Origin of the sequence: Streptomyces sp. NBC_01426, from assembly GCF_036231985.1 — a bacterium.
In the GTDB taxonomy this organism is placed as follows: Bacteria; Actinomycetota; Actinomycetes; order Streptomycetales; family Streptomycetaceae; genus Streptomyces.
In genome coordinates, this window is sequence record NZ_CP109500.1 from 6,003,806 (window position 1) to 6,029,021 (window position 25,216).

Below are 25,216 nucleotides of genomic sequence, written 5' to 3' on the forward strand. Positions count from 1 at the left end.
TCCCGGAAACGCAAAAGAACCCCACCGAAGTGGGGTTCCTGCTGGTGTCCGAGGGGGGACTTGAACCCCCACGCCCGATAAAGGGCACTAGCACCTCAAGCTAGCGCGTCTGCCATTCCGCCACCCGGACAAGGTGTCTGTCTCGCGTCCCTCGCGGGCCGTTCCGACGTGGAAAACATTACCAAACATTCCGGGGCCCTCGATCACACCCCCCGGTGACCGGGGATCGCCCTTGGGGACGGCGGCCCGTGGGGCGAGGATGGGGGGAGGAAGTCGGCACTGATCAGTGGGAGGAAGCAGCGTGAGCGAATCGAACGCGGGCAGGACCGTCTCCGGCGAGGACGAGGTCGTCGACCTCTGCCGTGACCTCATCCGGATCGACACCAGCAACTACGGGGACCACTCCGGCCCCGGTGAGCGGAAAGCGGCCGAGTGGGTCGCGGAGCAGCTGGCCGAGGTCGGGCTGGAGCCGCAGATCTTCGAGTCGCACAAGGGGCGGGCCTCCACCGTCGCGCGCATCGAGGGCGAGGACCCGTCCCGGCCGGCGCTGCTGATCCACGGCCACACCGACGTCGTCCCGGCCAACGCCGCCGACTGGACGTACGACCCGTTCGCCGGCGAGATCGCGGACGGCTGCCTGTGGGGGCGCGGCGCGGTCGACATGAAGGACATGGACGCGATGACGCTGGCCGTCGTGCGCGACCGGATGCGCAGCGGCCGCAAGCCCCCGCGCGACATCGTGCTCGCGTTCCTCGCCGACGAGGAGGCGGGCGGCGTCTACGGGGCCCGGCACCTCGTCGACAAGCACCCCGGCCTCTTCGAAGGGGTCACCGAGGCCATCGGCGAGGTCGGAGGCTTCTCGTTCACCGTCAACGAGAACCTGCGCCTGTACCTGGTGGAGACCGCCCAGAAGGGCATGCACTGGATGCGGCTCACGGTGGAGGGCACCGCGGGTCACGGCTCCATGACCAACAACGACAACGCCATCACGGAGCTGTGCGAGGCCGTGGGCCGGCTGGGCCGCCACCAGTGGCCGGTGCGCGTGACCAAGACCGTGCGGTCCTTCCTGGACGAACTCTCGGACGCGCTCGGCACCCCCCTCGACCCCGACAACATGGACGCGACGCTCGCCAAGCTCGGCGGCATCGCCAAGATGGTCGGGGCCACCCTGCGCAACTCCGCGGCCCCGACGATGCTGGGCGCCGGCTACAAGGTCAACGTCATCCCCGGCCAGGCCACCGCGCACGTGGACGGTCGCTTCCTGCCCGGCTACGAGGACGAGTTCTTCGCGGACCTCGACCGGATCCTCGGCCCGCGCGTGAAGCGCGAGGACGTCCACGCGGACAAGGCCCTGGAGACGGACTTCGACGGAAAGCTCGTCGACGCCATGCAGACCGCGCTGAAGGCGGAGGACCCGATCGCGCGCGCGGTTCCGTACATGCTCTCCGGCGGCACGGACGCCAAGTCCTTCGACGACCTCGGCATCCGCTGCTTCGGCTTCGCCCCGCTCCAGTTGCCCCCGGAGCTGGACTTCGCGGGCATGTTCCACGGCGTGGACGAGCGGGTGCCGGTGGACGGGCTGAAGTTCGGTGTCCGCGTGCTCGACCGATTCATCGACAACGCCTGACGGGCGGAAATCGGGAAGGTGTGCGGATGCCACTGAGAAGAGTGAATGCACTCATACGCTCGTAGCCCTGGTGATCCTTCCTCGTTACAGGTGGTGCGGTCCGCGGCTGGGACCGCACTTGCCTACTAGGAGGAACAATGCTCAAGAAGGTTGTCGCCGCTGCGGCTGCCACTGGTGGTCTCATTCTCGCGGGTGCGGGCATGGCTGCTGCCGACGCGGGTGCCCAGGGTGCGGCCATCGGTTCGCCCGGTGTCCTGTCCGGCAACGTCGTCCAGGTTCCGGTCCACGTGCCGGTCAACGTCTGCGGCAACACGATCAACGTGATCGGTCTGCTGAACCCGGCCTTCGGCAACACCTGCGTCAACGCCTGACGTATCTGAAGACCCGGGCCCCGGAGCGCGTTCAGCGCTCCGGGGCCACCGGGCTTTCCGGGCCTGATCTCGATCACGCGGCCCGGCTTCCGACATCTCGGCGCGGCGGGCGGGGGAGCCTGCAGGGCCTGCGCGTCGACCCAACGTGCACAACAGGGGACGAGTACAGATGCGACGACCGGTAGTACAGGTCACCAGGAAGACCCTGATCACCATGGCGGCCGCGGGAGGTGTTCTCGCGCTGGGCGGGGGTGTCGCCCAGGCGGACGCCGGAGCGTCCGGCCATGCCGCGAACTCACCGGGCCTGCTGTCCGGGAACAACCTCCAGGCGCCCGTGGACGTACCGGTGAACGCCTGCGGGAACACCGTGAACGTGGTGGGAGGCCTGAACCCGGCCTTCGGCAACCGCTGCGAGAACGCCGGCAAGCCGACCCGGCCGAGCCACCCGGGCCACCCCGGAAACCCGGGTCATCCGGGCCACCCCGGGCACCCCGGTCATCCGGGCCACCCGGACGAGCCGTGCGACGACGACGAGCCGGGCAACCCCGGTACGCCGGGCAACCCCGGTACTCCGGGCAACCCGGGCACGCCCGGGAACCCCGGTACGCCCGGCAACCCCGGCAACCCCGGCAACCCCGGTAACCCGGGCAACCCGGGTACGCCCGGGACCCCTGGGAACCCCGGCAACCCCGGTACTCCGGGCAACCCGGGCACGCCCGGCAATCCCGGAACCCCTGGGAACCCCGGTACTCCGGGCAGCCCCGGCACGCCTGGTACTCCCGGGACCCCTGGCAACCCCGGTACGCCCGGCAACCCCGGCACCCCGAGCACGCCCGGCAACCCCGGTACTCCCGTGACGCCCGGACAGGGTCCGGGGTTGGCCGCCACCGGGGCCGGTGACGTCCTCAGCGCCGGCGTTCCGCTCGCGGGCGGGCTGCTGCTCGCCGGCGCCGTGCTCTACCGGCGCGCCCGCAACGCCGCCTGACGGTCGCTCACGACGCGGGTCCCGCCCCCGGGACCCGCGTCACCACGTGGCGCGGACCTGGCGGATGATCCGGCGGCGCAACCGCACGCGGCGACTGCCGTCCCGGTGCAATGTCAGTCGGTCCAGTTCCCAGTGCCCGTACTCGGCATGGTCGGTCAACAGGCGGGTGGCCTCGTGACGAGGAACCCCGCGGGGCACGTACACGTCGACAAATTCGTATTCCGGCATCGCATCTATTGTGCGGGCAGAGCCCTGCTACGGATAGCGTCTGCACTATGTCTGATGCCGCTCTGCCCACTGTTGCCGAGGTACGCGCCGCCGCCGAGGCGGTCAAAGCCGCGCTCGACCGTCACCTCGCCGCGGTCGAGAGCAGGATCGGGGACGAGGACCCGGCCGTCTACGCCGCCTTCAACGAACTCGCCGCCGCGGCCGAGGAGTACGACGAGCTCCTGTACGACCGCTACGACGAGGTCACCCCCTTCGAGATCCCGACGCCCGAGGACGGTGTCCCGTACACCGGCCCCGCCGAGCCCGCCGCCTTCAGCGTGCTCATCCGCCGCGACTACGCCGTCGTGGAACCGCAGCGACTGATCGCCCAGGCCGAGCGTGTCGCCGCGCACGACCGGGACGCGGAGCTGGTCGACGACGGGGGCACCGCGGGTGCCCTCGGCGTGCTCTTCGGGGAGTACGAGCCCGACGAGATCGCCTCCCGCTACAAGGAGTTCGGCCTGGAGGAAGGGGACTCCACGCTCTGGCTCGCCGCCTCGGAGGAGATCGCCGAGCCGGGCGAGTGGCTGGACACCCCCTTCGGGCACACCGACCCGCAGGACGTCCTGCACCGCTTCGACGTGAGCGCGGTCTTCGACGAGGAGCCGGACGACTTCGAGGACGACGAGGCCGAGGAGGCCGCCGCGCCGGGCCTGACCCCGGCCTGACCCCCGGGCAGCGGTGCGCCCCCGCCCGGACCCGGGCGGGGGCGCACCGTCGTCATCCGCGCTACCGAGGCTGTTCGGCCGAGGCCACCAGGGCCCGCAGCAGGCCCGTCAGGCGGGTCGTACGCGGCTTCGGCAGCCCCTGGGCCACCGCGACCGGCAGCGCCTGGTCCACGCCGTGCACCACGGACAGGTGCCGCTCGGCCCGCCCGAACGCCGTGTACACCCAGTCCCGCGACAGGGCCTCCGCCGCGTCGCCCGGCAGGACCACGACCACCGCCGGCCAGCGCGCGCCCACGGCCTGGTGCGCGGTCACCGCCCAGCCGTGCCGGACCCGCGCCTCCACCTGCTCCTGCGGTACGACGATCCGCTCGCCCGCGGCGTCCAGGTGCAGCCCCTGCGCGTCGGCCGACACCACCCGCGCGGGCAGCGCCCGACCCGGCGAGGGGACGTGCACCACCCGGTCTCCGGGATCGAAGCCGCCGAAGCGGCCGGGGCCGGGGTTCAGCCGCTCCTTGAGGGCCGCGTTCAGCGCCCGGGTGCCCGCCGAGCCGCCGTGGCCGGGAGTGATGACCTGTACGCCGTCCGCCGGGACGCCGAACGCGCGGGGCACCGACTCGGACACCAGCTGAACGGTCCGGTGCACGGCCTCCCCGGCGTCGCGCACCGGGACGATGACGACCTCCTTGCCGGGAGCCTCCACCTGGTTCAGCTCCCCGATCCCGATGCCCGAGACCAGCTCGCCGAGCGGTCCGGGGTCCGGGGTGCGGGAGACCGACTGCGGGCAGGCACGGGCCGCCAGCACATCCGCGAACACCCGCCCCGGCCCGGCCGAGCCGAGGACGCCCGGATCCCCCGACAGCACCAGCCGGGCGCCGTCCGGCACCGACTCCACCAGCGCGGCGGCGGTCTCCACGTCCAGCTGGGGGGCGTCCAAGACGATGAGCAGGTCCAGCGCGAACTGGCCGTCCGCGTCCCGCCCGGGCCCCTCGGCGCCGGCGAGCAGGCCCGTCACGGTGACGGCGCCCTCGTGCGGCACGTGGGCGGCCAGGCAGGCCCGCAGTCCGAACTCCCGGGCCACCGCGAGCAGGGCCGCCGGTTCGGCGCGGGCCGCCTCGCCACCGGTGTGGGTGACGAGACCGTGCCCGGAGACCGCCCGGATCAGATCGGCGCCCGGGCCGGTGGCGGCCTTCTCCCAATCGGCCGCCCCGCCGAAGGTGTTGGCGAGCCGGGCCAGCCCGTCGGCCAGGCTCTCCTCGGCCAGGGCGCAGCCCTCCAGACCGACGAGGACCCGTACCGGGGGCTCCTCGCCCTCGGCGTACTCGGTGCCCGGCGGGTCCAACGGCTCGTTGAACACCAGCACCGCGCCGTCCCCGATGGCCTGCTCCAGCGCCTCCCCGGCGTCCGGGACGCCGTACTGGGCCAACGCCTTCTCCAGGACCGGGGCCTCCAGCGCGGTGTGTCCCTTCAGGGCGGCCTGCTCCAGCAGCCACCCCACCAGCGCGGCGCTGCGGCGCTCGTCGGCCGGGCCGGCCTCGGGGCCCAGCAGGGCCCGGGCGAATCCGTCCGCCTGGGTGGGACGCACCCCGGCCACCGCCAACAGCAGCCAGGGGTCCTCGGCGAGCCGCTCTGCCGCGCCCTCGCCGAGCACGCCGGCGGCCTGGGCCGCCAGGGCCTCGGGGGCGCCACCGCGCAGCAGGACGGCGCGTACGGCGTCGACGTCGCCGACGGCGACCGCCGCCACGGGTGCGGGGGTGCGGGGCTGCGGGGGAGCGGCGGCCGGAGCGGGGCGCGGCGCGGCCGGGGCGTCGTCGAAGTACACGGGGGCGGGCTGGGCTCCGCTCTCCACGGCCCGTACGGCGGCCAGCAGGTCGGCGGCCGTCCCGCTGAGCTTCGCGCCGGCCTCGATCGGCGCCTCGCGCTCCGCCTTGCGCCGGGCGATCCGCTCCCGCTCGACCTTCTGCGCGGCCAACTCCGCCGCCGCCTCGCTGAGCGCGGGCGTGGCACCCTCCGCGTCGCCGGTCGGCGTCGCGCCCGGCTCAGCGGCATCGGCATCGGCGGCAGCGGTGTCGGCCTCGGGCCCTTCGGCATCCGGCTCGGCGTCCGGTGCGGCCTCCGTGTCCGACGGGGGCTCGGACGGTGCGCCGGCGGCCGGGTCCGCCTCCGGCGGAGCGACGCCGTCGGAGCCGTCCGTGGGCTCGCCCTCCGGGCCGGGGGCGGCCAGTTCATCCGCGGCGGCGGGCTCGGGGGCCTGACGGTCCGTACTCACAGCGTGCTCCAGTCCTGATCGGGGTAGCGGTGCACGGGCGCCGACACGTCGTCCAGCGCACGGCAGATCTCCTCGGGAAGACTAAGCGCCTCCACCGACAGCGCCGCGCCGAGCTGCGCCGCCGTCCGCGCGCCGACGATCGGCGCGACGACGCCCGGCCGGTCCCGGATCCACGCCAGCGCCACCTGGAGCGGGGTCACCGCCAGTCCCTGGGCCGCCGTCGCCACCGCGTCCACGATCCGGCTCGCGGGATCGTCCAGGTACGGGTCCACGAACGCCGCCAGGGTCTGCGACGCGGCCCGGGAGTCGGACGGGGTCCCGTCCCGGTACTTGCCCGTCAGGACCCCGCGCCCCAGCGGCGACGAGGGGAGCAGGCCCACGCCCAGGTCCAGCGCCGCCGGCAGCACCTCGCGCTCCACGCCCCGCTGGAGGAGCGAGTACTCCATCTGCGTCGACGCCAGCCGGGTCCGCAGGCCCGGCGCCGCCAGTTGCCAGGTCGCCGCCTTCGCCAACTGCCAGCCGCTGAAGCCGGCCACCCCCGCGTACCGCGCGCGCCCGCTGCTCACGGCCAGGTCCAGGGCCTGGAGGGTCTCCTCCAGCGGGGTTCCCGGATCGAAGGCGTGCACCTGCCACAGGTCGACGTAGTCGGTGCCCAGGCGGGCCAGCGAATCGTCCAGGGCGGTCAGCAGGTGGCCGCGCGAACAGTCGAAGCGCCGATCCGGGTCCCGTACGGACCCCGACTTGGTGGCGATCACCAGTTCCCGCCGTGGCGCCGCTCCGCCGATCAACTGCCCCAGGAGGTACTCCGCCTCCCCGCCCCCGTACACGTCGGCGGTGTCGACGAAGGTGCCGCCCGCCTCCCAGAAGGTCTTCAACTGCTCGGCCGCGCCCGCCTCGTCGGGTCCTTCGGCGGACCGTCCCCAGGTCAGGGTGCCGAGGCCGATCCGGGAGACGCGCAGTCCGGTGCGGCCGAGATGCCTCTGCTCCATGAGCGCTGAGACTACTGGGGCACTGACGCGGGGCACCGTGGCGCGCTACAGTCCCCCGCAGACCAACGTTACTGATCGGTAAACCGGTAAGGGGACGACACATGCGGCTCGGCATCAATCTCGGTTACTGGGGTGCGGGCATGGACGCCGACAACCTCGCCGTCGCCCAGGAGGCCGACCGCCTCGGGTACGACGTCTGCTGGGCGGCCGAGGCCTACGGCTCGGACGCGGCCACGGTCCTGGCCTGGGTCGCGGCCCAGACCGAGCGGATCGACGTCGGCTCGGCCATCTTCCAGATCCCGGCCCGCCAGCCCGCCATGACGGCCATGACCGCCGCCACCCTGGACTCGCTCACCAAGGGCCGCTTCCGGCTCGGCCTCGGCGTCTCCGGACCGCAGGTCTCGGAGGGCTGGTACGGCGTGAAGTTCGACAAGCCGCTCGCCCGGACCCGCGAGTACGTGGAGATCGTCCGCAAGGCGATGAGCCGCGAGCGACTGAGCTACGAAGGGCAGCACTGGACCCTCCCGCTGCCCGGCGGCCCCGGCAAGCCGATCAAGCTCACCGTGCACCCCGAGCGCGAGCACATCCCGCTCTACATCGCCGCGATCGGGCCGAAGAACCTGGAGCAGACGGGCGAGATCGCCGACGGCGCCCTGCTGATCTTCCCGGCGGCCGAGCACCTGGAGGAGACGGCCCTGCGGCACATCCGCGCGGGCCGCGAGAAGGCGGGCCTGACGATGGACGGCTTCGACGTCTGTCCGACCGTGCCGCTGGCCGTCGGCGCCGACGTGGTCGGACTCGCGGACATGTTCCGCCCCTACACCGCGCTGTACGTCGGCGGCATGGGCAGCCCCAAGCAGAACTTCTACAACCAGTTGGCCCAGCGCATGGGCTACGAGAAGGAAGCGGCCGAGATCCAGGAGAAGTACCTGGGCGGCGACAAGGCGGGCGCGGCGGCCGCCGTCCCGCACTCGCTGATCGACTCGACCACCCTGCTGGGCTCGGTGGAGCGGATCGCGGACGGGATGCGGGCCTACGCGGAAGCCGGGGTCACGACGCTGACGCTGGCCCCGGCCGGATTCACGCTGGACGAGCGGATCACCGCCCTGCGCGCCGGAACCGAGGCGCTGGAACTGGCGGGTCTCGCCTGAGGCGAGGAGTCGGAAGTTCTGCGGCCGTGGTGGGGGCTCGGGGGGTCTTCCCCGCCACGGCCGACACCGCCAACAACGCGATCGGCGGCCTCCGGGTTACGCCCTGCGGCCACCGCCTTCGGTTCGTTCATTCGGCCGAGCGGTGCGACGCATCGGTTGCCCGTCCGCTCCATCCGCATTTGACTCGTTACATGCTCTCTGCCCGCAGCCTGTTCCAGGAGATCGTCGACCACGACGAGTCCTTCCAGCTGTTCTGCTCCATCGCCGCCAGCGGGGAGTCCCAGGGCGGCTGGGAGAACGCCAGGATCGCCACCCTCGTGCCGGCCGGCATGTGCGATCTCGCACCCAAGATCACCCGCCACGGCGCCGACGAGGACAAGCACGGCCGGATCTTCCGGGCCCTGCTCCGCAAGCGCGGGCTGCCGGCCGTCCCCGTCCCGCCCGAGACCGACTACACGATGCTGCTGGAGCGGCGCGGCATCGGGCTCGCCCACGACAAGCTGCGCCGCGACGAACCGCTGACCGAGGAGGACATCGTCGTCTACCTCGCGCACAGCCGGGTCACCGAGCAGCGCGCCGCGGACCAGATGGTGATGCTGGTCAAGTGCTTCGGGGACCACCCCGAGATCGGCAAGGCCGTCCGCATGATCAGCAACGACGAGGACAACCACCTCGCCTACTGCCACGAGGAACTCCTGCGCCTCGCCCACGAGGGCCATGCCCGGACCATCCAGCGGACCCTGCGCACCAGCGCGCTCGCCGAGATCGGCGTCTACCGCGACGTGAGCCTCGCCGTGATGGCGCACATGGGGCGGATCCTGCGCTGGCCCGCGCCCAAGTCCGCCGCGCTGGCCGCCGGCATCCGCGCCATGTACGCGTACGAGCGCTTCAGCGGCTGGCACCGCATGGTCGACCTGCGGCTGCCCGAACGAATGGACGCGCTGGGCGGCGAACCCGTCACCGCGCCCGAGTTCGCCTGAGCGGCCCGGCGGCGCCCCGCGGGAGACGGCCTACAGCCAGCCGCGGCGCTTGAACATCCGGTGCAGCCCCAGACAGAGCACCGCCATGATCACCAGCAACACCGGGTAGCCCCAGCGCTGGTGGAGCTCCCACATGTGGTCGAAGTTCATGCCGTAGATCCCCGCGACCATCGTCGGGACGGCCGCCATCGCCGCCCAGGCGGAGATCTTGCGCATGTCGTCGTTCTGTCGGACGCCCATCTGCGCCAGATGCGCCGCCAGCGCGTCCGACAGCAACCGGTCCAGGCCCTCGATGTACTCGTTCGCCTTCGTCAGGTGGTCGGCGACGTCACGGAAGAAGGGCTGGGCGTGGTCATGCACGAACGGCACGCTGCCGAAGGCGAGGCGGTCCATCGGCTGGAGCAGCGGACTCGTCGCCCGACGGAACTCCAGCACCTGCCGCTTGAAGCCGTAGATCCGGGCGGCCGTGTTCTTCGTGTCCGCGACGTTCGGCGCGAACACCTCCGCCTCCAACTCCTCCAGGTCCGACTGGAGCTCGGCCGCCACCTCGATGTAGTGGTCCACCACGGCGTCGGACACCGCGTACAGGACGGCCGTCGGCCCGTGCTTGAGCACGTCCGGCTCGTGCTCCAGCCGGTGCCGGACGGCGGCCAGGGCGGCCCCCTCGCCGTGCCGGACCGTGACCACGAACGAGTCCCCGATGAAGACCATCAGCTCACCGGCGGTCACGGTGTCCGTCGCGTCGTCGTACATCACCGGCTTGAGGACCACGAACAGCGAATCGTCGTACACCTCCAGCTTCGGCCGCTGGTGCGCCCCCAGCGCGTCCTCCACCGCCAGGGGATGCAGGCCGAACTCCTGGCTGACGTGCTCGAATTCCTTCTCCGTCGGCTCGTGCATGCCGACCCAGACGAAGGCGTCGCCACTGGCCCGGGCCTCTTCCAGGGCGTCCGAGAAGTCCTTCGGGGCCTGGGAACGGCGGCCGTCCCGGTACATCGCGCAGTCGACAATCACCCGGCGCATTCTTCCCTGAGCCCACCCCACCCGCACACAGGCGGCACCGCTTAGGCTGGGCCCATGGCCACGCTGATCCTCGTACGACACGGGCGGTCCACCGCCAACACCGCAGGCTTGCTCGCCGGATGGACCCCGGGAGTGGCCCTCGACGAACGCGGCGCCGAACAGGCCGCCGCACTGCCCGGCCGACTCGCCGGGGTGCCCCTCGCGGCCGTCGTCAGCAGCCCGCTCCAGCGCTGCCGGGAAACGCTGGCCCCGCTGCTCGCCGCCCGGCCCGAGCTGACCGAGCACACCGACGACCGGATCGGCGAGTGCCACTACGGCGACTGGTCCGGCCGCAAGCTCTCCGAACTCGCCGACGAACCCCTGATGAAGATCGTCCAGCAGCATCCCTCGGCCGTGTCCTTCCCCGGCGGCGAGTCCATGCGGGCCATGCAGGCCCGCGCCGTGGACGCCGTGCGCGAGTGGGACGCGCGGATCGAGGAGGAGCACGGCGACGACGCCGTCTTCCTCATGTGCTCGCACGGGGACATCATCAAGTCCCTTGTGGCGGACGCCCTCGGCATGCACCTCGACCTCTTCCAACGGATCCACGTCGACCCCTGCTCGGTCACCGCGATCCGCTACACCGCGACCCGACCGTTCGTGTTCCGGCTCGGCGACACCGGTGACTTCGGGTCGCTGATCCCGCGCGCGTCCCCCGAGACCCCGAAGGATCCCGAAGCCGACGGGAACGCCGTCGTGGGAGGCGGTGCGGGCGCGGCCTGATCGAACGGCGCAGTAGGGTGGACGGGCCAACACAACTGCACAGCACCGCCCCTTCCCCCGCCGCCGAAACTTGGAGACTGGACGTGCCCCGTCAGGTTTTCCTTTACGACCCGCCGGACCGCTTCGTGGCCGGCACGGTCGGTCTGCCTGGACGTCGTACGTTCTTCCTCCAGGCCTCCTCGGGCCCCCGGGTCACGAGCGTGTCCCTGGAGAAGACGCAGGTCGCGGCCCTGGCCGAGCGGATGGACGAACTGCTGGACGAGGTCGTGCGGCGCACCGGCGGCAACGCCCCCGTCCCCGCCGTCGCCTCCACCGAGACGGCCGACACCGCACCGCTCGACGCTCCCGTCGAGGAGGAGTTCCGCGTCGGGACCATGGCGCTCGCCTGGGACGGCGAGGAACAGCGCATGATCGTCGAGGCCCAGGCACTCGTCGAACTCGACGCCGACTCGGACGAGGATCTCGCCGAGGCGGAGGAGCGCCTGCTCCAGGACGAGGAGAACGGGCCCCCGATGCTCCGCGTCCGCCTCTCCGGCACCCAGGCACGGGCCTTCGCCAAACGCGCCCTCGACGTCGTCAACGCGGGCCGCCCGCCGTGCCCGCTGTGCAGCCTGCCCCTCGACCCCGAAGGACACGTGTGTCCGCGCCAGAACGGCTACCGGCGCCAGGCGTGAGCCCCGCGACCCCGATCGAGGAACTGCTCGCCCGAGGTGAGCTGACCGTCCGCGCCCGCATCGCCGAGGCCTCCAACGCCGTCCTGTTCTGCACGGTGACGCACGAGGGCGAGAGCGTCGACTGCGTCTACAAGCCGATCAAGGGCGAGCGACCGCTGTGGGACTTCCCCGACGGCAACCTCGCCCAGCGCGAGCGCGCCGCCTACCTCGTCTCCGAGGCCACCGGTTGGGGCCTCGTGCCGACGACCGTGCTGCGCGACGGCCCATACGGAGAGGGCATGGTCCAGCACTGGATCGACGCCGGGGAATCACCGGAGGCCGAGCTCCTCGCGCTCGTCGAGGGCGAGGAGGCCGGCGAGGGCTGGAAGCCGGTGGCCTTCGCCGAGGTGGGCGAGGGGCGCACCGCGCTGCTCGTGCACGCCGACGACCCCCGGCTGCGCCGGCTCTCCGTCCTCGACGCCGTGATCAACAACGGCGACCGCAAGGGCGGTCACCTGCTACCCGCGCCCGACGGTCGGCTCTACGGCATCGATCACGGAGTGACCTTCCACACGGAGGACAAGCTGCGCACCCTGCTCTGGGGGTGGGCGGGGGAGTCGCTGACGGACGAGGCCCGGTCGGCGCTCGCCTCCCTGGCCGACCAGCTGGCCGACGGAGGGCCGCTCGCCACCCGGCTGGCCGAACTGATCACCGCCGTCGAGTTGGACGCCGTACGGGCCCGTGTGGCCCATCTGGTGCGCACCGGGACGCATCCGAAGCCGTCCGGACAGTGGCCCGCGATCCCCTGGCCGCCGGTCTGAACCGAGCCGGCCCCACATGCATGGAACCGGCCAGATCGCAAGAGCGTCGATCAAGCCAACAGTGCAGGTCCGGTTCGTTTCCGGAACACCAGTCCGGTTAGTCTCGATGCATGCATGCCTGGCCCGCTTCTGAGGTCCCCGCCCTGCCCGGCAAGGGCCGCGACCTCCAGATCCACGACACCGCGACCCAAGGGACGATCACCCTCGACCCCGGTCCCGTCGCCCGTATCTACGTCTGCGGCATCACTCCGTACGACGCGACCCACATCGGTCACGCGGCGACCTACAACGCGTTCGACCTCGTCCAGCGCGTGTGGCTCGACAACAAGCGGCAGGTTCACTACGTCCAGAACGTCACCGACGTGGACGACCCGCTGCTGGAGCGTGCGCTGCGGGACGGCCAGGACTGGACCGAGCTCGCCGAACGCGAGACGGCCCTCTTCCGCGAGGACATGACCGCCCTGCGGATGCTGCCGCCCCGCCACTACATCGGCGCCGTCGAGGCCATACCCGGCATCGTGCCGCTGGTCGAACGGCTCCGGGAGGCGGGCGCCGCCTACGAGCTCGACGGCGACGTCTACTTCTCCGTGGAGTCCGACCCGCACTTCGGTCAGGTCTCCCACCTCGACGCCGAGGCGATGCGGCTGCTGTCCGCGGAGCGCGGCGGCGACCCCGAGCGCCCCGGCAAGAAGAACCCGCTCGACCCGATGCTGTGGATGGCCGCCCGCCCGGGCGAGCCGAGCTGGGACGGCGGCTCGCTGGGCCGCGGCCGGCCCGGCTGGCACATCGAGTGCGTGGCCATCGCCCTGGACCACCTCGGCATGGGCTTCGACATCCAGGGCGGCGGCTCCGACCTGGCCTTCCCGCACCACGAGATGGGCGCCTCGCACGCACAGGCCCTGACGGGCGAGTTCCCCATGGCCAAGGCGTACGTCCACGCCGGCATGGTCGCGCTCAACGGCGAGAAGATGTCGAAGTCGAAGGGCAACCTGGTCTTCGTCTCCGCGCTGCGCCGCGCCGGCGTCGACCCGGCCGCCATCCGACTCGCCCTGCTGGCCCACCACTACCGGGCCGACTGGGAGTGGACGGACCAGGTCCTCGCCGAGGCGGTCGCCCGCCTCGAACGCTGGCGCGCGGCCGTGTCCCGACCGGACGGCATCCCCGCCGACACCCTCGTCGAGGAGGTCCGCGAGGCCCTCGCCGACGACCTGGACGCCCCCGCCGCGCTGGCCGCGGTGGACCGCTGGGCCGAACTCCAGATCGCCGCGTCCGGCGACGACGAATCGGCCCCCGGCCTGGTCTCCCGGACGGTCGACGCCCTGCTGGGCGTGGCCCTGTAGCACACGGGGGAGCACACCTCCCCGACAACGCAGCGCGCCCCGGCGGTCACCGCCGGGGCGCGCTGCGTTCGTTCACCACACCCCCGGCGACCGGCCGGTCAGGCCTCGGGGGTGTCCTCGTCCGTGTCCGGCGTGTCGGGCGCCTCGGGCGACCCCGCCGTCTCCTCCGGTCCGGGCCTCGGCTTGGGCTGCGGACGGCCGCCGCCCGAGAGGTCGCGGAAGTACGAGCCGGTGTCCCCGGCCGTGCCCGGATCGGCCGCCGGGTCACGGCGCCTCAGGTACCGCTCGAACTCCCGGGCGATCGCGTCGCCCGAGGCCTCCGGCAGGTCCGCGGTGTCCCGCGCCTCCTCCAGCGTCTGCACGTACTCGGCCACCTCGCTGTCCTCGGCGGCCAGTTGGTCCACGCCCAACTGCCAGGCCCGCGCGTCCTCGGGGAGTTCGCCGAGCGGGATCCGGATGTCGATCAGATCCTCCAACCGGTTCAGCAACGCCAGCGTCGCCTTCGGGTTCGGCGGCTGCGACACGTAGTGCGGCACCGCCGCCCACAGCGACACCGCCGGCACGCCCGCGTGCGTACAGGCCTCCTGGAGCACGCCCACGATCCCGGTCGGACCCTCGTACTTGGTCTCCTCCAGGTCCATCGTGCGCGCCAGGTCGGCGTCGGACGTCACACCGCTCACCGGCACCGGCCGGGTGTGCGGGGTGTCGCCGAGCAGCGCCCCCAGGATGACGACCATCTCCACGCCCAACTCGTGGGCGAAGCCGAGGATCTCGTTGCAGAACGACCGCCACCGCATGGACGGTTCGATGCCCCGCACCAGCACCAGGTCGCGCGGCTTCGCGCCGCCGATCCTGACGACCGACAGACGCGTCGTCGGCCAGGTGATCTTCCTTACCCCGTTGTCCAGCCAGACCGTCGGCCGGTTGACCTGGAAGTCGTAGTAGTCCTCGGCGTCCAGAGCCGCGAAGACCTCGCCCTTCCACTCCCGGTCAAGGTGCGTCACCGCACCGGAGGCGGCGTCACCCGCGTCGTTCCAGCCCTCGAACGCGGCCACCATGACCGGGTCGATCAGCTCGGGCACGCCCTCAAGCTCGATCACCCAGGTCTCCTTCCGAAGTTCCCTTGCGTACGTGGGTCAGCCTAAGCCTTGAAACGACACCAACCACAGCCCACGACAGAGGGGCGGTCCCCTCGGAACCGCCCCTCTGCCCACCTGCCGAGCCGGCTATGCCTTGTCGGCCAGCATCTCCTGGACACGGGCGCGCACCGCGTCGTCGTCCAGGCCGCGGACTGTCACCGTGGTACGGCGACGCAGCACGTCGTCGACCGTCTCGGCCCACTCGTTGTCACGGGCGTAGGCGACCTGCGCCCAGATCTCCGGACCGTCCGGGTGGATGCGCTCGGCGAGCGCCGCGTCCTCGTTCGCCAGGCGCGCGATGTCGAAGGCGAGCGAGCCGTAGTGCGAGGCGAGGTGCCGGGCGGTCAGCGGGTCCATCCGCGTCCCGGGCTCCCGGTCCACCAGCAGTCGGTGCGCCACCGCGTTGGGGTTGGCGACACCGGGCAGGGCGATCCGGCGCACGAGCGACTTCAGCGGCTCCATGTCCTCGGTCAGCGGGCTGCCCGGGAGCTTCGCCAGCTTCTCCATCACGACACGGCCGATGTGGCGGTAGGTGGTCCACTTGCCGCCGGCCACCGACAGCATGCCGCCCGCGCCCTCGGAGACCACGGTCTCCCGCTTGGCCTTCTCCACCCCGCCGGGGCCGCCGGGCAGCACCCGCAGGCCCGCGAAGGCGTACGTCATCAGGGAACGGTCGAGGTCCGCGTCCTTCACGGAGAACGCCGCCTCGTCGAGGATCTGCTGGATGTCGGCCTCGGTGGCGCGCACGTCCGCCGGGTCGCCCTCGTACACCTCGTCGGTGGTGCCCAGCAGCAGCTGGTCCTCCCACGGCAGCGCGAAGGTGATGCGGTACTTGTCGATCGGGGTGGCCATGGCGGCCTTCCAGGGCGACTTGCGCTTCATCACGATGTGCGCGCCCTTGGACAGACGGATCGACGGCATCGAGTGCTTGTCTTCCATGCGCCGCAGGTGGTCCACCCACGGGCCGGTGGCGTTGAGCACGACGCGCGCGTCGACCCCGAACTCGGTGCCGTCCAGACGGTCCTTGAGCTCGGCGCCGCTGACCCGGCCGCGCGTCATGCGCAGACCGGTGACCTCGGCGTGGTTCAGGACGACCGCGCCCGACTCGACGGCCGCGCGGACCGTCATGACGGCCACGCGGGAGTCGTTCATCTGGTGGTCGTAGTAGACGGCGACGGCCTTCAGGTTGTCCGTCTTCAGACCGGGGTTGTCGGCGACGGCACGGGCGGGGGATATGACCTTGCCGATGCCGTCACCGAAGGCGGAGAGCGCCGAGTACGCGAACACGCCCGCGCCCAGCTTCGCGGCGCCGACCGGACCGCCCTTGTAGACCGGGAGGTAGAACGTGAGCGGGTTGACCAGGTGCGGGGCCACGTCCTTGGCCAGCACCCGGCGCTCGTGGTGGTTCTCGGCGACCAGCTTGACCGCACCGGTCTGCAGGTAGCGCAGGCCACCGTGGACCAGCTTGGACGAGGCGGAGGAGGTGGCGCCGGCGAAGTCGCCGGCGTCCACCATGGCGACCCGCAGCCCCGACTGCGCGGCGTGCCAGGCCACCGAGGTGCCCAGGATTCCACCGCCGATGACCAGCAGGTCGTACGTGGCCTTGGCCAACTGCTCGCGGGTCTCGGCGCGGCTCGGGTTCGAACCGGCGGTCGGGTGCGTGCCCAGGGCGGGAACGCTCTGCGGGCTGCTCATATCGCTTGACTCCTACTTACTCGTCGATTGCGCCGGCTGAGCGGTCAGCTGGCGTCTTCGTCGTCGACCCAGCCCATGGACCGCTCGACGGCCTTGAGCCAGCTCTTGTACTCGCGGTCCCGCTGTTCGGCGGGCATCCGCGGGGTCCACTCCGCCGCGCGGCGCCAGTTGGCGCGCAGGGCGTCGGTGTCGGGCCAGAAGCCGACGGCCAGGCCGGCGGCGTAGGCGGCGCCGAGGCAGGTGGTCTCGGCGACCATGGGGCGCACCACCGGCGCGTCCAGGAAGTCCGAGAGCGTCTGCATCAGCAGGTTGTTGGAGGTCATGCCGCCGTCGACCTTGAGGGCGGTGAGCTCGACGCCCGAGTCCTTGGTCATGGCGTCGGTGATCTCACGGGTCTGCCAGGCGGTGGCCTCCAGGACGGCACGGGCGATGTGCGCCTTGGTGACGTACCGGGTGAGGCCGGCGATCACACCGCGGGCGTCGGAGCGCCAGTACGGGGCGAAGAGACCGGAGAAGGCGGGCACGAAGTAGGCCCCGCCGTTGTCCTCGACGGAGGAGGCCAGGGTCTCGATCTCGGCGGCGGACTTGATCAGGCCCATCTGGTCGCGCATCCACTGGACGAGCGAGCCGGTGACGGCGATGGAGCCCTCCAGCGCGTAGACCGGCTTCTGGTCGCCGATCCGGTAGCCGACCGTGGTCAGCAGGCCGCTGTAGGAGTTGATGATCTGGTCGCCGGTGTTCATCAGCATGAACGTGCCGGTGCCGTAGGTGGACTTGGCCTCGCCCTCGGCGAAACAGGTCTGCCCGAACAGGGCGGCCTGCTGGTCACCGAGTGCCGAGGCGACCGGGACGCCGGCGAGGACGCCCTCCTTGACGTGGCCGTAGACCTCGGCGGAGGACTTGATCTCGGGGAGGACGTTGGTCGGGACCCCCATCGACTCCGCGATCTTCGGGTCCCACTCCAGGGAGTGCAGGTTCATCAGCATGGTGCGCGAGGCGTTGGTGACGTCGGTGACGTGCACACCGCCCTGGGCGCCGCCCGTGAGGTTCCAGATGACCCACGAGTCCATGGTGCCGAAGAGGATGTCGCCGGCCTCGGCGCGCTCGCGCAGGCCCTCGACGTTGTCGAGCAGCCAGCGGACCTTGGGGCCGGCGAAGTACGAGGCGAGCGGGAGGCCCGTCTCGCGGCGGAAGCGGTCCTGGCCGACGTTGCGGCCGAGCTCCTTGCACAGGGCGTCGGTGCGGGTGTCCTGCCAGACCAGCGCGTTGTGGACCGGCTCGCCGGTGTTCTTGTCCCACAGGAGGGTGGTCTCGCGCTGGTTGGTGATGCCGACGGCCTTGACGTCCGCGGAGGTGATCTCGGCCTTGGCGATGGCTCCGGCGACGACCTCCTGGACGTTGGTCCAGATCTCGGCGGCGTCGTGCTCGACCCAGCCCGGCTTCGGGAAGATCTGCTCGTGCTCCTTCTGGTCGACGGCGACGATGCGGCCGTCGCGGTCGAACACGATGCAGCGGGAGGAGGTGGTGCCCTGGTCGATCGCGGCGATGAACGGGCCGGTGCTGCTGGTCATGGTGGGTGCTCCTGGCAGGTCTCTGGGTTGGCGGAATCAGGGGGCGGTGCGGATCTTGCGATTCGTGCCGGTACTGATCAGGCGAACGCGATGTTGTACAGACCACCGGCGGCGGCGGCACCGACGAGCGGGCCGACGACCGGGATCCAGGAGTATGCCCAGTCGGAGCCGCCCTTGTTGGGAAGCGGCAGCAGGGCGTGGACGATGCGCGGACCGAGGTCGCGGACCGGGTTGATGGCGTAGCCGGTCGGACCGCCGAGCGAGAGGCCGATGCCGACGACCACGAACGAGGTGATCAGGACGCCGATGACGCCGAGTCCCTTGCCGTCGTCCTGGAGACCCTGGGTCAGGATGGCCAGGACCAGGACGGCGGTGCCGATTATCTCGGTCGCCAGGTTCTGGACGGTGTTGCGGATCTCCGGACCGGTGGAGAAGACGCCGAGGACCGGGCCCGCCACGTCGTGCGGGTGCGGGTCCTCCGGGCCGAGCTTCGCGTCCCGGATGTGCTCCGGGTCCGCCAGGTGCACACGGAACTGGCCGTAGTACGTGACCCACATCAGCACCGCGCCGAGCATCGCGCCCAGGAGCTGGCCGGCGAAGTACACCGGGACGTTGCCCCAGTCGCCGTCCTTGATCGCGAGGCCGACGGTGACCGCCGGGTTGAGGTGGGCGCCGGAGAGGGGCGCGGAGACGTAGGCGGCGATCAGTACGGCGAAACCCCAGCCGAACGTGATGGCGAGCCAACCCGCGTTGCGGGCCTTGGAGCTCTTCAGCGTGACGGCGGCGCAGACGCCGCCACCGAGCAGTGTGAGCAGGGCGGTACCGATGGTCTCGCCGATGAAGATGTCGGAGCTGGACACCCGCGACTCCTTTGTCTTACGTCCAGGGGTGCGTGGACACCGGGTCCCTCCGGTGGCCCACGCACTCGGTGAGTGCTGCACCGGTCCTTGGCCTTGCCCCACCCTAACGCGTATTGCCGGTAGGTGTTCGACAATGCCGACCGATGAACGGCAGTTTTCCGCCCGGGTGAAGAAGGCGTCAAGGGTTGACCAGGTCAAGAGTCGGATCGTTACCAGTCGGTGTGATCGACCAAATTCGGCCATCTGAAGATCAAAAAATGGCGCAATGCACCCAGATAGCGGAGAAAGCGCGTTTGGATGCGATCAATGCAAGGTCAGAACCGGCCCGCGCCAAGGTCGCGCGAAACCGACCGTGCGCAGTCGCGGACCGACGCCACCAGCGTCGCGCGGGGCTCCCCGGACTCCGTGCACACCCGCTCCACGGCGCCCACGGCCGCCACCGCGCCCACCGGCATCCGGCGCCGGTCGTGGATCGGGGCCGCCACCGAGGCCAGACCCTCCCAGGTCTCCTCGACGTCCGAGGCCCAGCCGCGGGCCCGCGTCAGGTCGAGGATCTCCTCGAAACCGGCGGGGTCCGTGACGGTGCGGGGCGTGAACGTCTCCCGCTCGACCTCCACGGCCACGGTGTGCGCCACCGGGTCGTACGCGGACAGCACCTTGCCCAGGGCGGTGGAGTGCAGCGGCTGCATGGCCCCCACCTCCAGCACTTGCCGGCTGTCGTCCGGACGGAACACGTGGTGCATGATCAGCACCCCGCTCTTGTGGAGCACGCCCACGTACACGCTCTCGCCGCTCGCCCGGGCCAGGTCGTCCGTCCACACCAGGGCGCGCGCCCGCAGCTCGTGCACGTCCAGGTAGCTGTTGCCCAGGCGGAGCAGCTCGGCGCCCAGCTGGTAGCGGCCCGAGGCGGGGTCCTGCTCCACGAAACCCTCGGCCTGCAGGGTGCGCAGGATCCCGTGCGCGGTCCCCTTGGCCAGGCCCAGGGACGTCGCCACGTCCGACAGTCCCAGCCGGCGCTCGCCGCCCGCCAGGAGCCGCAGCATCGCAGCGGCTCGTTCGAGCGACTGGATGTTCCGTGCCATCGCGCAGCCTCCTGCTGACGTAGTTCGACAATGCTGAACAGTATCGGTCGATGCCGACCTCGCGCATGGTCGGGGGAATCTTCAGGACAGCATCGATCAGGACAGCCGGCACAGACCCCCGCGCACAGAATGCAGTCCGCCACGTGGGACGGCCCCACCGGGGTTGCCACCGCGCGGTTACCCTGACCGCGTGCACCCTTGACACAGAAGGGGTGCAAAGCCGACAGCCGTCGCACCCCAGGGAGCACATCCATGGCCTCGTTGCCGAACCCGCCCGCAGACACCCAGACCCGGGCCGACGCCCTTCGGGAGGCGCTCGCCACCCGCGTGGTCGTCGCCGACGGAGCCATGGGAACGATGCTCCAGGCACAGGACCCCTCCCTGGAGGACTTCCAGCAGCTCGAAGGCTGCAACGAGGTCCTGAACGTCACCCGCCCCGACATCGTGCGCAACGTGCACCAGGAGTACTTCGCCGTCGGCGTGGACTGCGTCGAGACGAACACCTTCGGCGCGAACTACGCCGCCCTCGCCGAGTACGACATCGCCGAGCGCAACCACGAGCTGTCCGAGTCCGGCGCCCGCATCGCCCGCGAGGTCGCCGACGAGTTCACCGCCTCCACCGGACGCCAGCGCTGGGTCCTGGGCTCCATGGGCCCCGGCACCAAGCTGCCCACGCTGGGCCACATCGACTACGCGACGATCCGCGACGCCTACCAGATCAACGCCGAGGGCCTGATCACCGGCGGCGCCGACGCCCTCCTCGTCGAGACCACCCAGGACCTCCTCCAGACCAAGTCCTCCGTCATCGGCGCCCGCCGCGCCATGGAGGCCCTCGGCGTGTCCGTGCCGCTGATCTGTTCCGTGACCGTGGAGACCACCGGCACGATGCTGCTCGGCTCGGAGATCGGCGCCGCGCTCACCGCGCTGGAGCCCCTGGGCATCGACATGATCGGCCTGAACTGCGCCACCGGCCCCGCCGAGATGAGCGAGCACCTGCGCTACCTCGCGCGCAACTCCCGCATCCCGCTCTCCTGCATGCCCAACGCCGGCCTGCCCGTCCTGGGCAAGAACGGTGCGCACTACCCGCTCTCCGCGAGCGAGCTGGCCGACGCCCAGGAGACCTTCGTCCGCGAGTACGGCCTCTCCCTCGTCGGCGGCTGCTGCGGCACCACCCCCGAGCACCTGCGCCAGGTCGTCGAACGCGTCCACGCCCTCAGCCCGGCCGCCCGCGAGCCCCGGCCCGAGGCCGGCGCCTCCTCGCTCTACCAGACCGTCCCGTTCCGCCAGGACACCTCGTACATGGCGATCGGGGAGCGCACCAACGCCAACGGCTCCAAGAAGTTCCGCGACGCCATGCTGGAGGCGCGCTGGGACGACTGCGTGGAGATGGCACGCGATCAGATCCGCGAAGGCGCGCACATGCTGGACCTGTGCATCGACTACGTGGGCCGTGACGGCGTCGCCGACATGAAGGAACTCGCCGGCCGGTTCGCCACCGCCTCCACCCTGCCGATCGTGCTGGACTCCACCGAGGTCCCCGTCATCCAGGCCGGCCTGGAGAAGCTCGGCGGCCGCGCCGTCATCAACTCGGTCAACTACGAGGACGGCGACGGACCGGAGTCCCGCTTCGCGAAGGTCACCCGCCTCGCCCGGGAACACGGCGCCGCGCTCATCGCGCTGACCATCGACGAGGAGGGCCAGGCCCGCACCGTCGAACACAAGGTCGCCATCGCGCAGCGGCTCATCGCGGACCTCACGGGCAACTGGGGGATCCACGAGTCGGACATCCTCATCGACACCCTCACCTTCACCATCTGCACCGGCCAGGAGGAGTCCCGCAAGGACGGCATCGCCACCATCGAGGCGATCCGCGAGCTGAAGCGCCGTCACCCGGACGTGCAGACCACGCTGGGCCTGTCGAACATCTCCTTCGGCCTCAACCCGGCCGCCCGCGTCCTGCTCAACTCCGTCTTCCTCGACGAGTGCGTCAAGGCGGGCCTGGACTCCGCCATCGTCCACGCCAGCAAGATCCTGCCCATCGCCCGGTTCGACGACGAGCAGGTCGGCACCGCCCTCGACCTGATCTACGACCGGCGCGCCGAGGGCTACGACCCGCTGCAGAAGCTCATGGCACTGTTCGAGGGCGTCAACACCAAGTCTCTCAAGGCCGGCCGCGCCGAGGAACTCATGGCGCTCCCGCTCGACGAGCGGCTCCAGCGCCGCATCATCGACGGCGAGAAGAACGGCCTGGAAGCCGACCTCGACGAGGCGCTCCGCACCCGTCCGGCCCTCGACATCGTCAACGACACCCTCCTGGAGGGCATGAAGGTCGTCGGCGAGCTCTTCGGCTCCGGCCAGATGCAGCTGCCGTTCGTGCTGCAGTCCGCGGAGGTCATGAAGACCGCGGTGGCCTTCCTCGAACCGCACATGGAGAAGACCGACGCCGAGGGCAAGGGCACCATCGTGCTCGCCACCGTCCGCGGCGACGTCCACGACATCGGCAAGAACCTCGTGGACATCATCCTGTCCAACAACGGCTACAACGTCGTGAACATCGGCATCAAGCAGCCGGTCTCCGCGATCCTCGAAGCGGCGCAGGAACACAAGGCCGACGTCATCGGCATGTCCGGTCTCCTCGTGAAGTCGACCGTGATCATGAAGGAGAACCTGGAGGAGCTCAACCAGCGCAAGCTGGCGGCCGACTACCCGGTGATCCTCGGCGGCGCCGCCCTCACCCGCGCCTACGTCGAACAGGACCTCCACGAGATCTACGAGGGCGAGGTCCGCTACGCCCGCGACGCCTTCGAGGGCCTGCGCCTGATGGACGCCCTCATCGCCGTCAAGCGCGGCGTGCCCGGAGCCACCCTGCCCGAACTCAAGCAGCGCCGCGTCGCCAAGCGCACCGCGCCCCTGCCCGAGCCGGACGAGTCCGAGGAGCCGGGCGGCCGCTCCGACACCTCCACCGACAACCCGATCCCCACCCCGCCGTTCTGGGGCACCCGCGTGGTCAAGGGCATCCCGCTCAAGGACTACGCCTCCTGGCTGGACGAGGGCGCCCTGTTCAAGGGTCAGTGGGGCCTCAAGCAGGCCCGCGCCGGCGGGGCGACGTACGAGGAGCTCGTGGAGTCCGAGGGCCGGCCGCGGCTGCGCGGCCTCCTCGACCGGCTGCACACCGAGAACCTGCTGGAAGCGGCCGTCGTCTACGGCTACTTCCCCTGCGTCTCCAAGGGCGAGGACCTGATCATCCTCGACGAGCAGGGCAACGAGCGGACCCGCTTCACCTTCCCGCGCCAGCGCCGCGGCCGCCGCCTGTGCCTCGCGGACTTCTTCCGCCCGGAGGAGTCCGGCGAGACCGACGTCGTCGGCCTCCAGGTGGTCACGGTCGGGTCGAAGATCGGCGAGGCCACCGCCAAGCTGTTCGAGTCCGACTCCTACCGGGAGTACCTGGAGCTGCACGGACTCTCCGTCCAACTCGCCGAGGCCATGGCCGAGTACTGGCACGCCCGTGTCCGCGCCGAGCTCGGATTCGGCGGCGAGGACCCGGCGAAGGTCGAGGACATGTTCGACCTCAAGTACCGCGGCGCCCGCTTCTCGCTGGGCTACGGAGCCTGCCCCGACCTGGAGGACCGCGCCAAGATCGCCGACCTCCTCCGGCCCGAGCGCATCGGCGTCCACCTCTCGGAGGAGTTCCAGCTCCACCCGGAGCAATCCACCGACGCGATCGTGATTCACCACCCCGAAGCGAAGTATTTCAACGCACGCTGACGCGGATCGACGTACACTTGTCGGTCCCATACAGGCCGGTCGCCTGCTCCCCGGGGTATGCCCCGAGGAGAGAGGTGGCCGGCCTTGTCGTCCCTTCAGAGAGGTGCGCGCATGACGAGTACCGTCCCCGCCCCCGTCGCCCGTACGGCCGACGACTCGGCCCTCCAGGCGGTGCTGCTCGACATGGACGGCACGCTGGTCGACACCGAGGGCTTCTGGTGGGAGATCGAGGCGGAGATCTTCCGCGAGCTCGGCCACCTGCTGGAGGACTCCTGGCGGGACATCGTCGTCGGCGGCCCGATGAGCCGCAGCGCGGCCTTCCTCATCGAGTCCACCGGGGCGGCCATCGGCATCGCCGAGCTGAGCATCCTCCTCAACGAGCGCTTCGAGGCCCGCATCGCCGACCAGGTGCCCCTGATGCCCGGCGCCGAGCGGCTGTTGGCCGAGCTGGCCCGGCACAACGTGCCCACCGCCCTCGTGTCCGCCTCCCACCGCCGCGTCATCGACCAGGTGCTGCTCACCCTCGGCCGGGACCGCTTCACCATGACGGTCGCCGGCGACGAGGTGCCCCGCACCAAGCCGCACCCCGACCCGTACCTGTTCGCCGCCCGCTCCCTGGGCGCGCACCCCTCGCGCTGCGCGGTCATCGAGGACACCGCCACGGGCGTCGCGGCGGCGGAGGCCGCCGGCTGCCGGGTCGTGGCCATCCCCTCCGTCGGCGTGATCGCGCCGGCCCCCGGCCGCACGATCGTCCGGTCCCTGGAGGAAGTCGACCTTCCGTTCCTGCGGTCCCTCATCACTCCGATGAACTGATCGCATACGCTGCGTACCGAACAGAACGCTGGTGTGACGCAGGTCCCACAAGAGGATCTCTCGTGTCCCGCACCGGAGGCCGAAATTCCATCCCCTCCGGCGTAGTTGCGCCGGGTGACGTTGGTCACCCACGAAGCCCCCGGGAAGCCCCCACAGGCCCTCCGGGGGCTTCCCTTGTGTCCGGATTGATCAGCTCCTGACCGCATCTGCGGAGACACCGGCAGATGCGGTCAGTCCGCTCCGATCACCGTCCGATTACGCCCCAACTCCTGCCAGTTCCAGCCATCCCGTCCCGGGCCACTAGTGTCGATCCGGGCACCGCGCCGCACCTCAGCCGTACCGGACACACACCCCTGTGCCGATACCGCGTGGACCGATCGTCACACCA

General features: G+C 71.2%; 21 protein-coding genes and 1 tRNA gene. 12 read left to right on the top strand and 10 right to left on the bottom strand.

The genetic code is table 11. The annotated features are described in order from the left end of the window. Positions 1-42 precede the first annotated feature (42 nt). Positions 43-130, bottom strand: a tRNA-Leu gene (locus OG906_RS26690). A 171-nt stretch (positions 131-301) separates the two neighbouring features. Between OG906_RS26690 and OG906_RS26695 the strand changes: the two genes are divergently transcribed. From OG906_RS26695 to OG906_RS26705, 3 genes are all read left to right on the top strand, one after another. Then, a complete protein-coding gene (locus OG906_RS26695; protein WP_329446390.1) occupies positions 302-1,627 on the top strand; it encodes a M20/M25/M40 family metallo-hydrolase in 1,326 nt (441 codons plus the stop codon). 137 nt (positions 1,628-1,764) lie between these two features. Continuing rightward, positions 1,765-1,998, top strand: a complete 234-nt coding sequence (chpH, locus tag OG906_RS26700; protein WP_053678804.1) for a chaplin ChpH — start codon at positions 1,765-1,767, stop codon at positions 1,996-1,998. Between the two features lie 169 nt (positions 1,999-2,167). Beyond that, complete coding sequence (locus OG906_RS26705; RefSeq protein WP_329446393.1) at positions 2,168-2,983, top strand: chaplin; 816 nt, start codon at positions 2,168-2,170, stop codon at positions 2,981-2,983. A 39-nt stretch (positions 2,984-3,022) separates the two neighbouring features. On the opposite strand, the gene OG906_RS26710 is transcribed toward OG906_RS26705, so the two are convergent. Next, positions 3,023-3,211, bottom strand: coding sequence for a DUF5703 family protein (locus tag OG906_RS26710; RefSeq protein WP_053678800.1), 189 nt, complete (start codon positions 3,209-3,211; stop codon positions 3,023-3,025). A 47-nt stretch (positions 3,212-3,258) separates the two neighbouring features. Here OG906_RS26710 and OG906_RS26715 point away from each other — a divergent pair, with 47 nt between their 5' ends. After that, positions 3,259-3,918, top strand: coding sequence for a hypothetical protein (locus OG906_RS26715; protein ID WP_267800380.1), 660 nt, complete (start codon positions 3,259-3,261; stop codon positions 3,916-3,918). A gap of 61 nt (positions 3,919-3,979) precedes the next feature. On the opposite strand, the gene OG906_RS26720 is transcribed toward OG906_RS26715, so the two are convergent. Both OG906_RS26720 and OG906_RS26725 read right to left on the bottom strand, forming a co-directional pair. Beyond that, positions 3,980-6,184, bottom strand: a complete 2,205-nt coding sequence (locus OG906_RS26720; protein WP_329446396.1) for an ATP-dependent DNA helicase — start codon at positions 6,182-6,184, stop codon at positions 3,980-3,982. Further along, on the bottom strand, positions 6,181-7,173 hold the full coding sequence (locus tag OG906_RS26725) for an aldo/keto reductase (protein ID WP_329446398.1): 993 nt from the start codon (positions 7,171-7,173) through the stop codon (positions 6,181-6,183). The genes OG906_RS26720 and OG906_RS26725 overlap by 4 nt, the downstream gene beginning before the upstream one ends. 101 nt (positions 7,174-7,274) lie before the next feature. On the opposite strand from OG906_RS26725, the gene OG906_RS26730 reads away from it, so the two are divergent. Together OG906_RS26730 and OG906_RS26735 are read left to right on the top strand one after the other, a co-directional pair. Further along, positions 7,275-8,324, top strand: coding sequence for an LLM class F420-dependent oxidoreductase (locus OG906_RS26730; RefSeq protein WP_267800377.1), 1,050 nt, complete (start codon positions 7,275-7,277; stop codon positions 8,322-8,324). 191 nt (positions 8,325-8,515) lie between these two features. Continuing rightward, positions 8,516-9,304 (top strand): ferritin-like domain-containing protein, encoded by a 789-nt coding sequence (locus OG906_RS26735; RefSeq protein WP_329446400.1) that lies wholly within the window; start codon positions 8,516-8,518, stop codon positions 9,302-9,304. A gap of 30 nt (positions 9,305-9,334) precedes the next feature. On the opposite strand, the gene corA is transcribed toward OG906_RS26735, so the two are convergent. Continuing rightward, on the bottom strand, positions 9,335-10,327 hold the full coding sequence (gene corA, locus OG906_RS26740) for a magnesium/cobalt transporter CorA (RefSeq protein WP_267800375.1): 993 nt from the start codon (positions 10,325-10,327) through the stop codon (positions 9,335-9,337). Between the two features lie 54 nt (positions 10,328-10,381). Here corA and OG906_RS26745 point away from each other — a divergent pair, with 54 nt between their 5' ends. From OG906_RS26745 to mshC, 4 genes are all read left to right on the top strand, one after another. Then, on the top strand, positions 10,382-11,089 hold the full coding sequence (locus tag OG906_RS26745) for a histidine phosphatase family protein (protein ID WP_329446403.1): 708 nt from the start codon (positions 10,382-10,384) through the stop codon (positions 11,087-11,089). Between the two features lie 83 nt (positions 11,090-11,172). Then, entirely contained in the window at positions 11,173-11,763 is a 591-nt protein-coding gene (locus OG906_RS26750; RefSeq protein WP_329446404.1) for a DUF3090 domain-containing protein, read from the top strand. Continuing rightward, positions 11,727-12,563 carry an SCO1664 family protein gene (locus OG906_RS26755; protein WP_329446406.1) on the top strand — a complete coding sequence of 279 codons (837 nt, stop codon included), beginning with the start codon at positions 11,727-11,729 and terminating at the stop codon, positions 12,561-12,563. The genes OG906_RS26750 and OG906_RS26755 overlap by 37 nt, the downstream gene beginning before the upstream one ends. Before the next feature lie 110 nt (positions 12,564-12,673). After that, positions 12,674-13,903, top strand: a complete 1,230-nt coding sequence (gene mshC, locus OG906_RS26760) for a cysteine--1-D-myo-inosityl 2-amino-2-deoxy-alpha-D-glucopyranoside ligase (RefSeq protein ID WP_267800371.1) — start codon at positions 12,674-12,676, stop codon at positions 13,901-13,903. Between the two features lie 98 nt (positions 13,904-14,001). On the opposite strand, the gene OG906_RS26765 is transcribed toward mshC, so the two are convergent. From OG906_RS26765 to OG906_RS26785, 5 genes are all read right to left on the bottom strand, one after another. Then, positions 14,002-15,003: a PAC2 family protein gene (locus tag OG906_RS26765; protein ID WP_267800370.1), complete on the bottom strand. Its 1,002-nt coding sequence runs from the start codon at positions 15,001-15,003 to the stop codon at positions 14,002-14,004. Between the two features lie 126 nt (positions 15,004-15,129). Continuing rightward, entirely contained in the window at positions 15,130-16,737 is a 1,608-nt protein-coding gene (locus OG906_RS26770) for a glycerol-3-phosphate dehydrogenase/oxidase (RefSeq protein WP_267799917.1), read from the bottom strand. 44 nt (positions 16,738-16,781) lie between these two features. Beyond that, positions 16,782-18,308, bottom strand: coding sequence for a glycerol kinase GlpK (gene glpK, locus OG906_RS26775; RefSeq protein WP_267799918.1), 1,527 nt, complete (start codon positions 18,306-18,308; stop codon positions 16,782-16,784). Between the two features lie 77 nt (positions 18,309-18,385). Further along, the gene (locus OG906_RS26780) at positions 18,386-19,168 is read right to left on the bottom strand and encodes an MIP/aquaporin family protein (RefSeq protein WP_329446409.1); all 783 of its coding nucleotides are present in this window, start codon (positions 19,166-19,168) and stop codon (positions 18,386-18,388) included. 314 nt (positions 19,169-19,482) lie between these two features. Next, positions 19,483-20,250, bottom strand: coding sequence for an IclR family transcriptional regulator (locus OG906_RS26785; protein ID WP_329446411.1), 768 nt, complete (start codon positions 20,248-20,250; stop codon positions 19,483-19,485). Positions 20,251-20,502: 252 nt separating this feature from the next. On the opposite strand from OG906_RS26785, the gene metH reads away from it, so the two are divergent. Both metH and OG906_RS26795 read left to right on the top strand, forming a co-directional pair. After that, on the top strand, positions 20,503-24,015 hold the full coding sequence (gene metH / locus OG906_RS26790; RefSeq protein WP_329446413.1) for a methionine synthase: 3,513 nt from the start codon (positions 20,503-20,505) through the stop codon (positions 24,013-24,015). Between the two features lie 111 nt (positions 24,016-24,126). Further along, positions 24,127-24,828, top strand: a complete 702-nt coding sequence (locus OG906_RS26795; RefSeq protein ID WP_329446415.1) for an HAD family hydrolase — start codon at positions 24,127-24,129, stop codon at positions 24,826-24,828. Positions 24,829-25,216: the final 388 nt, after the last annotated feature.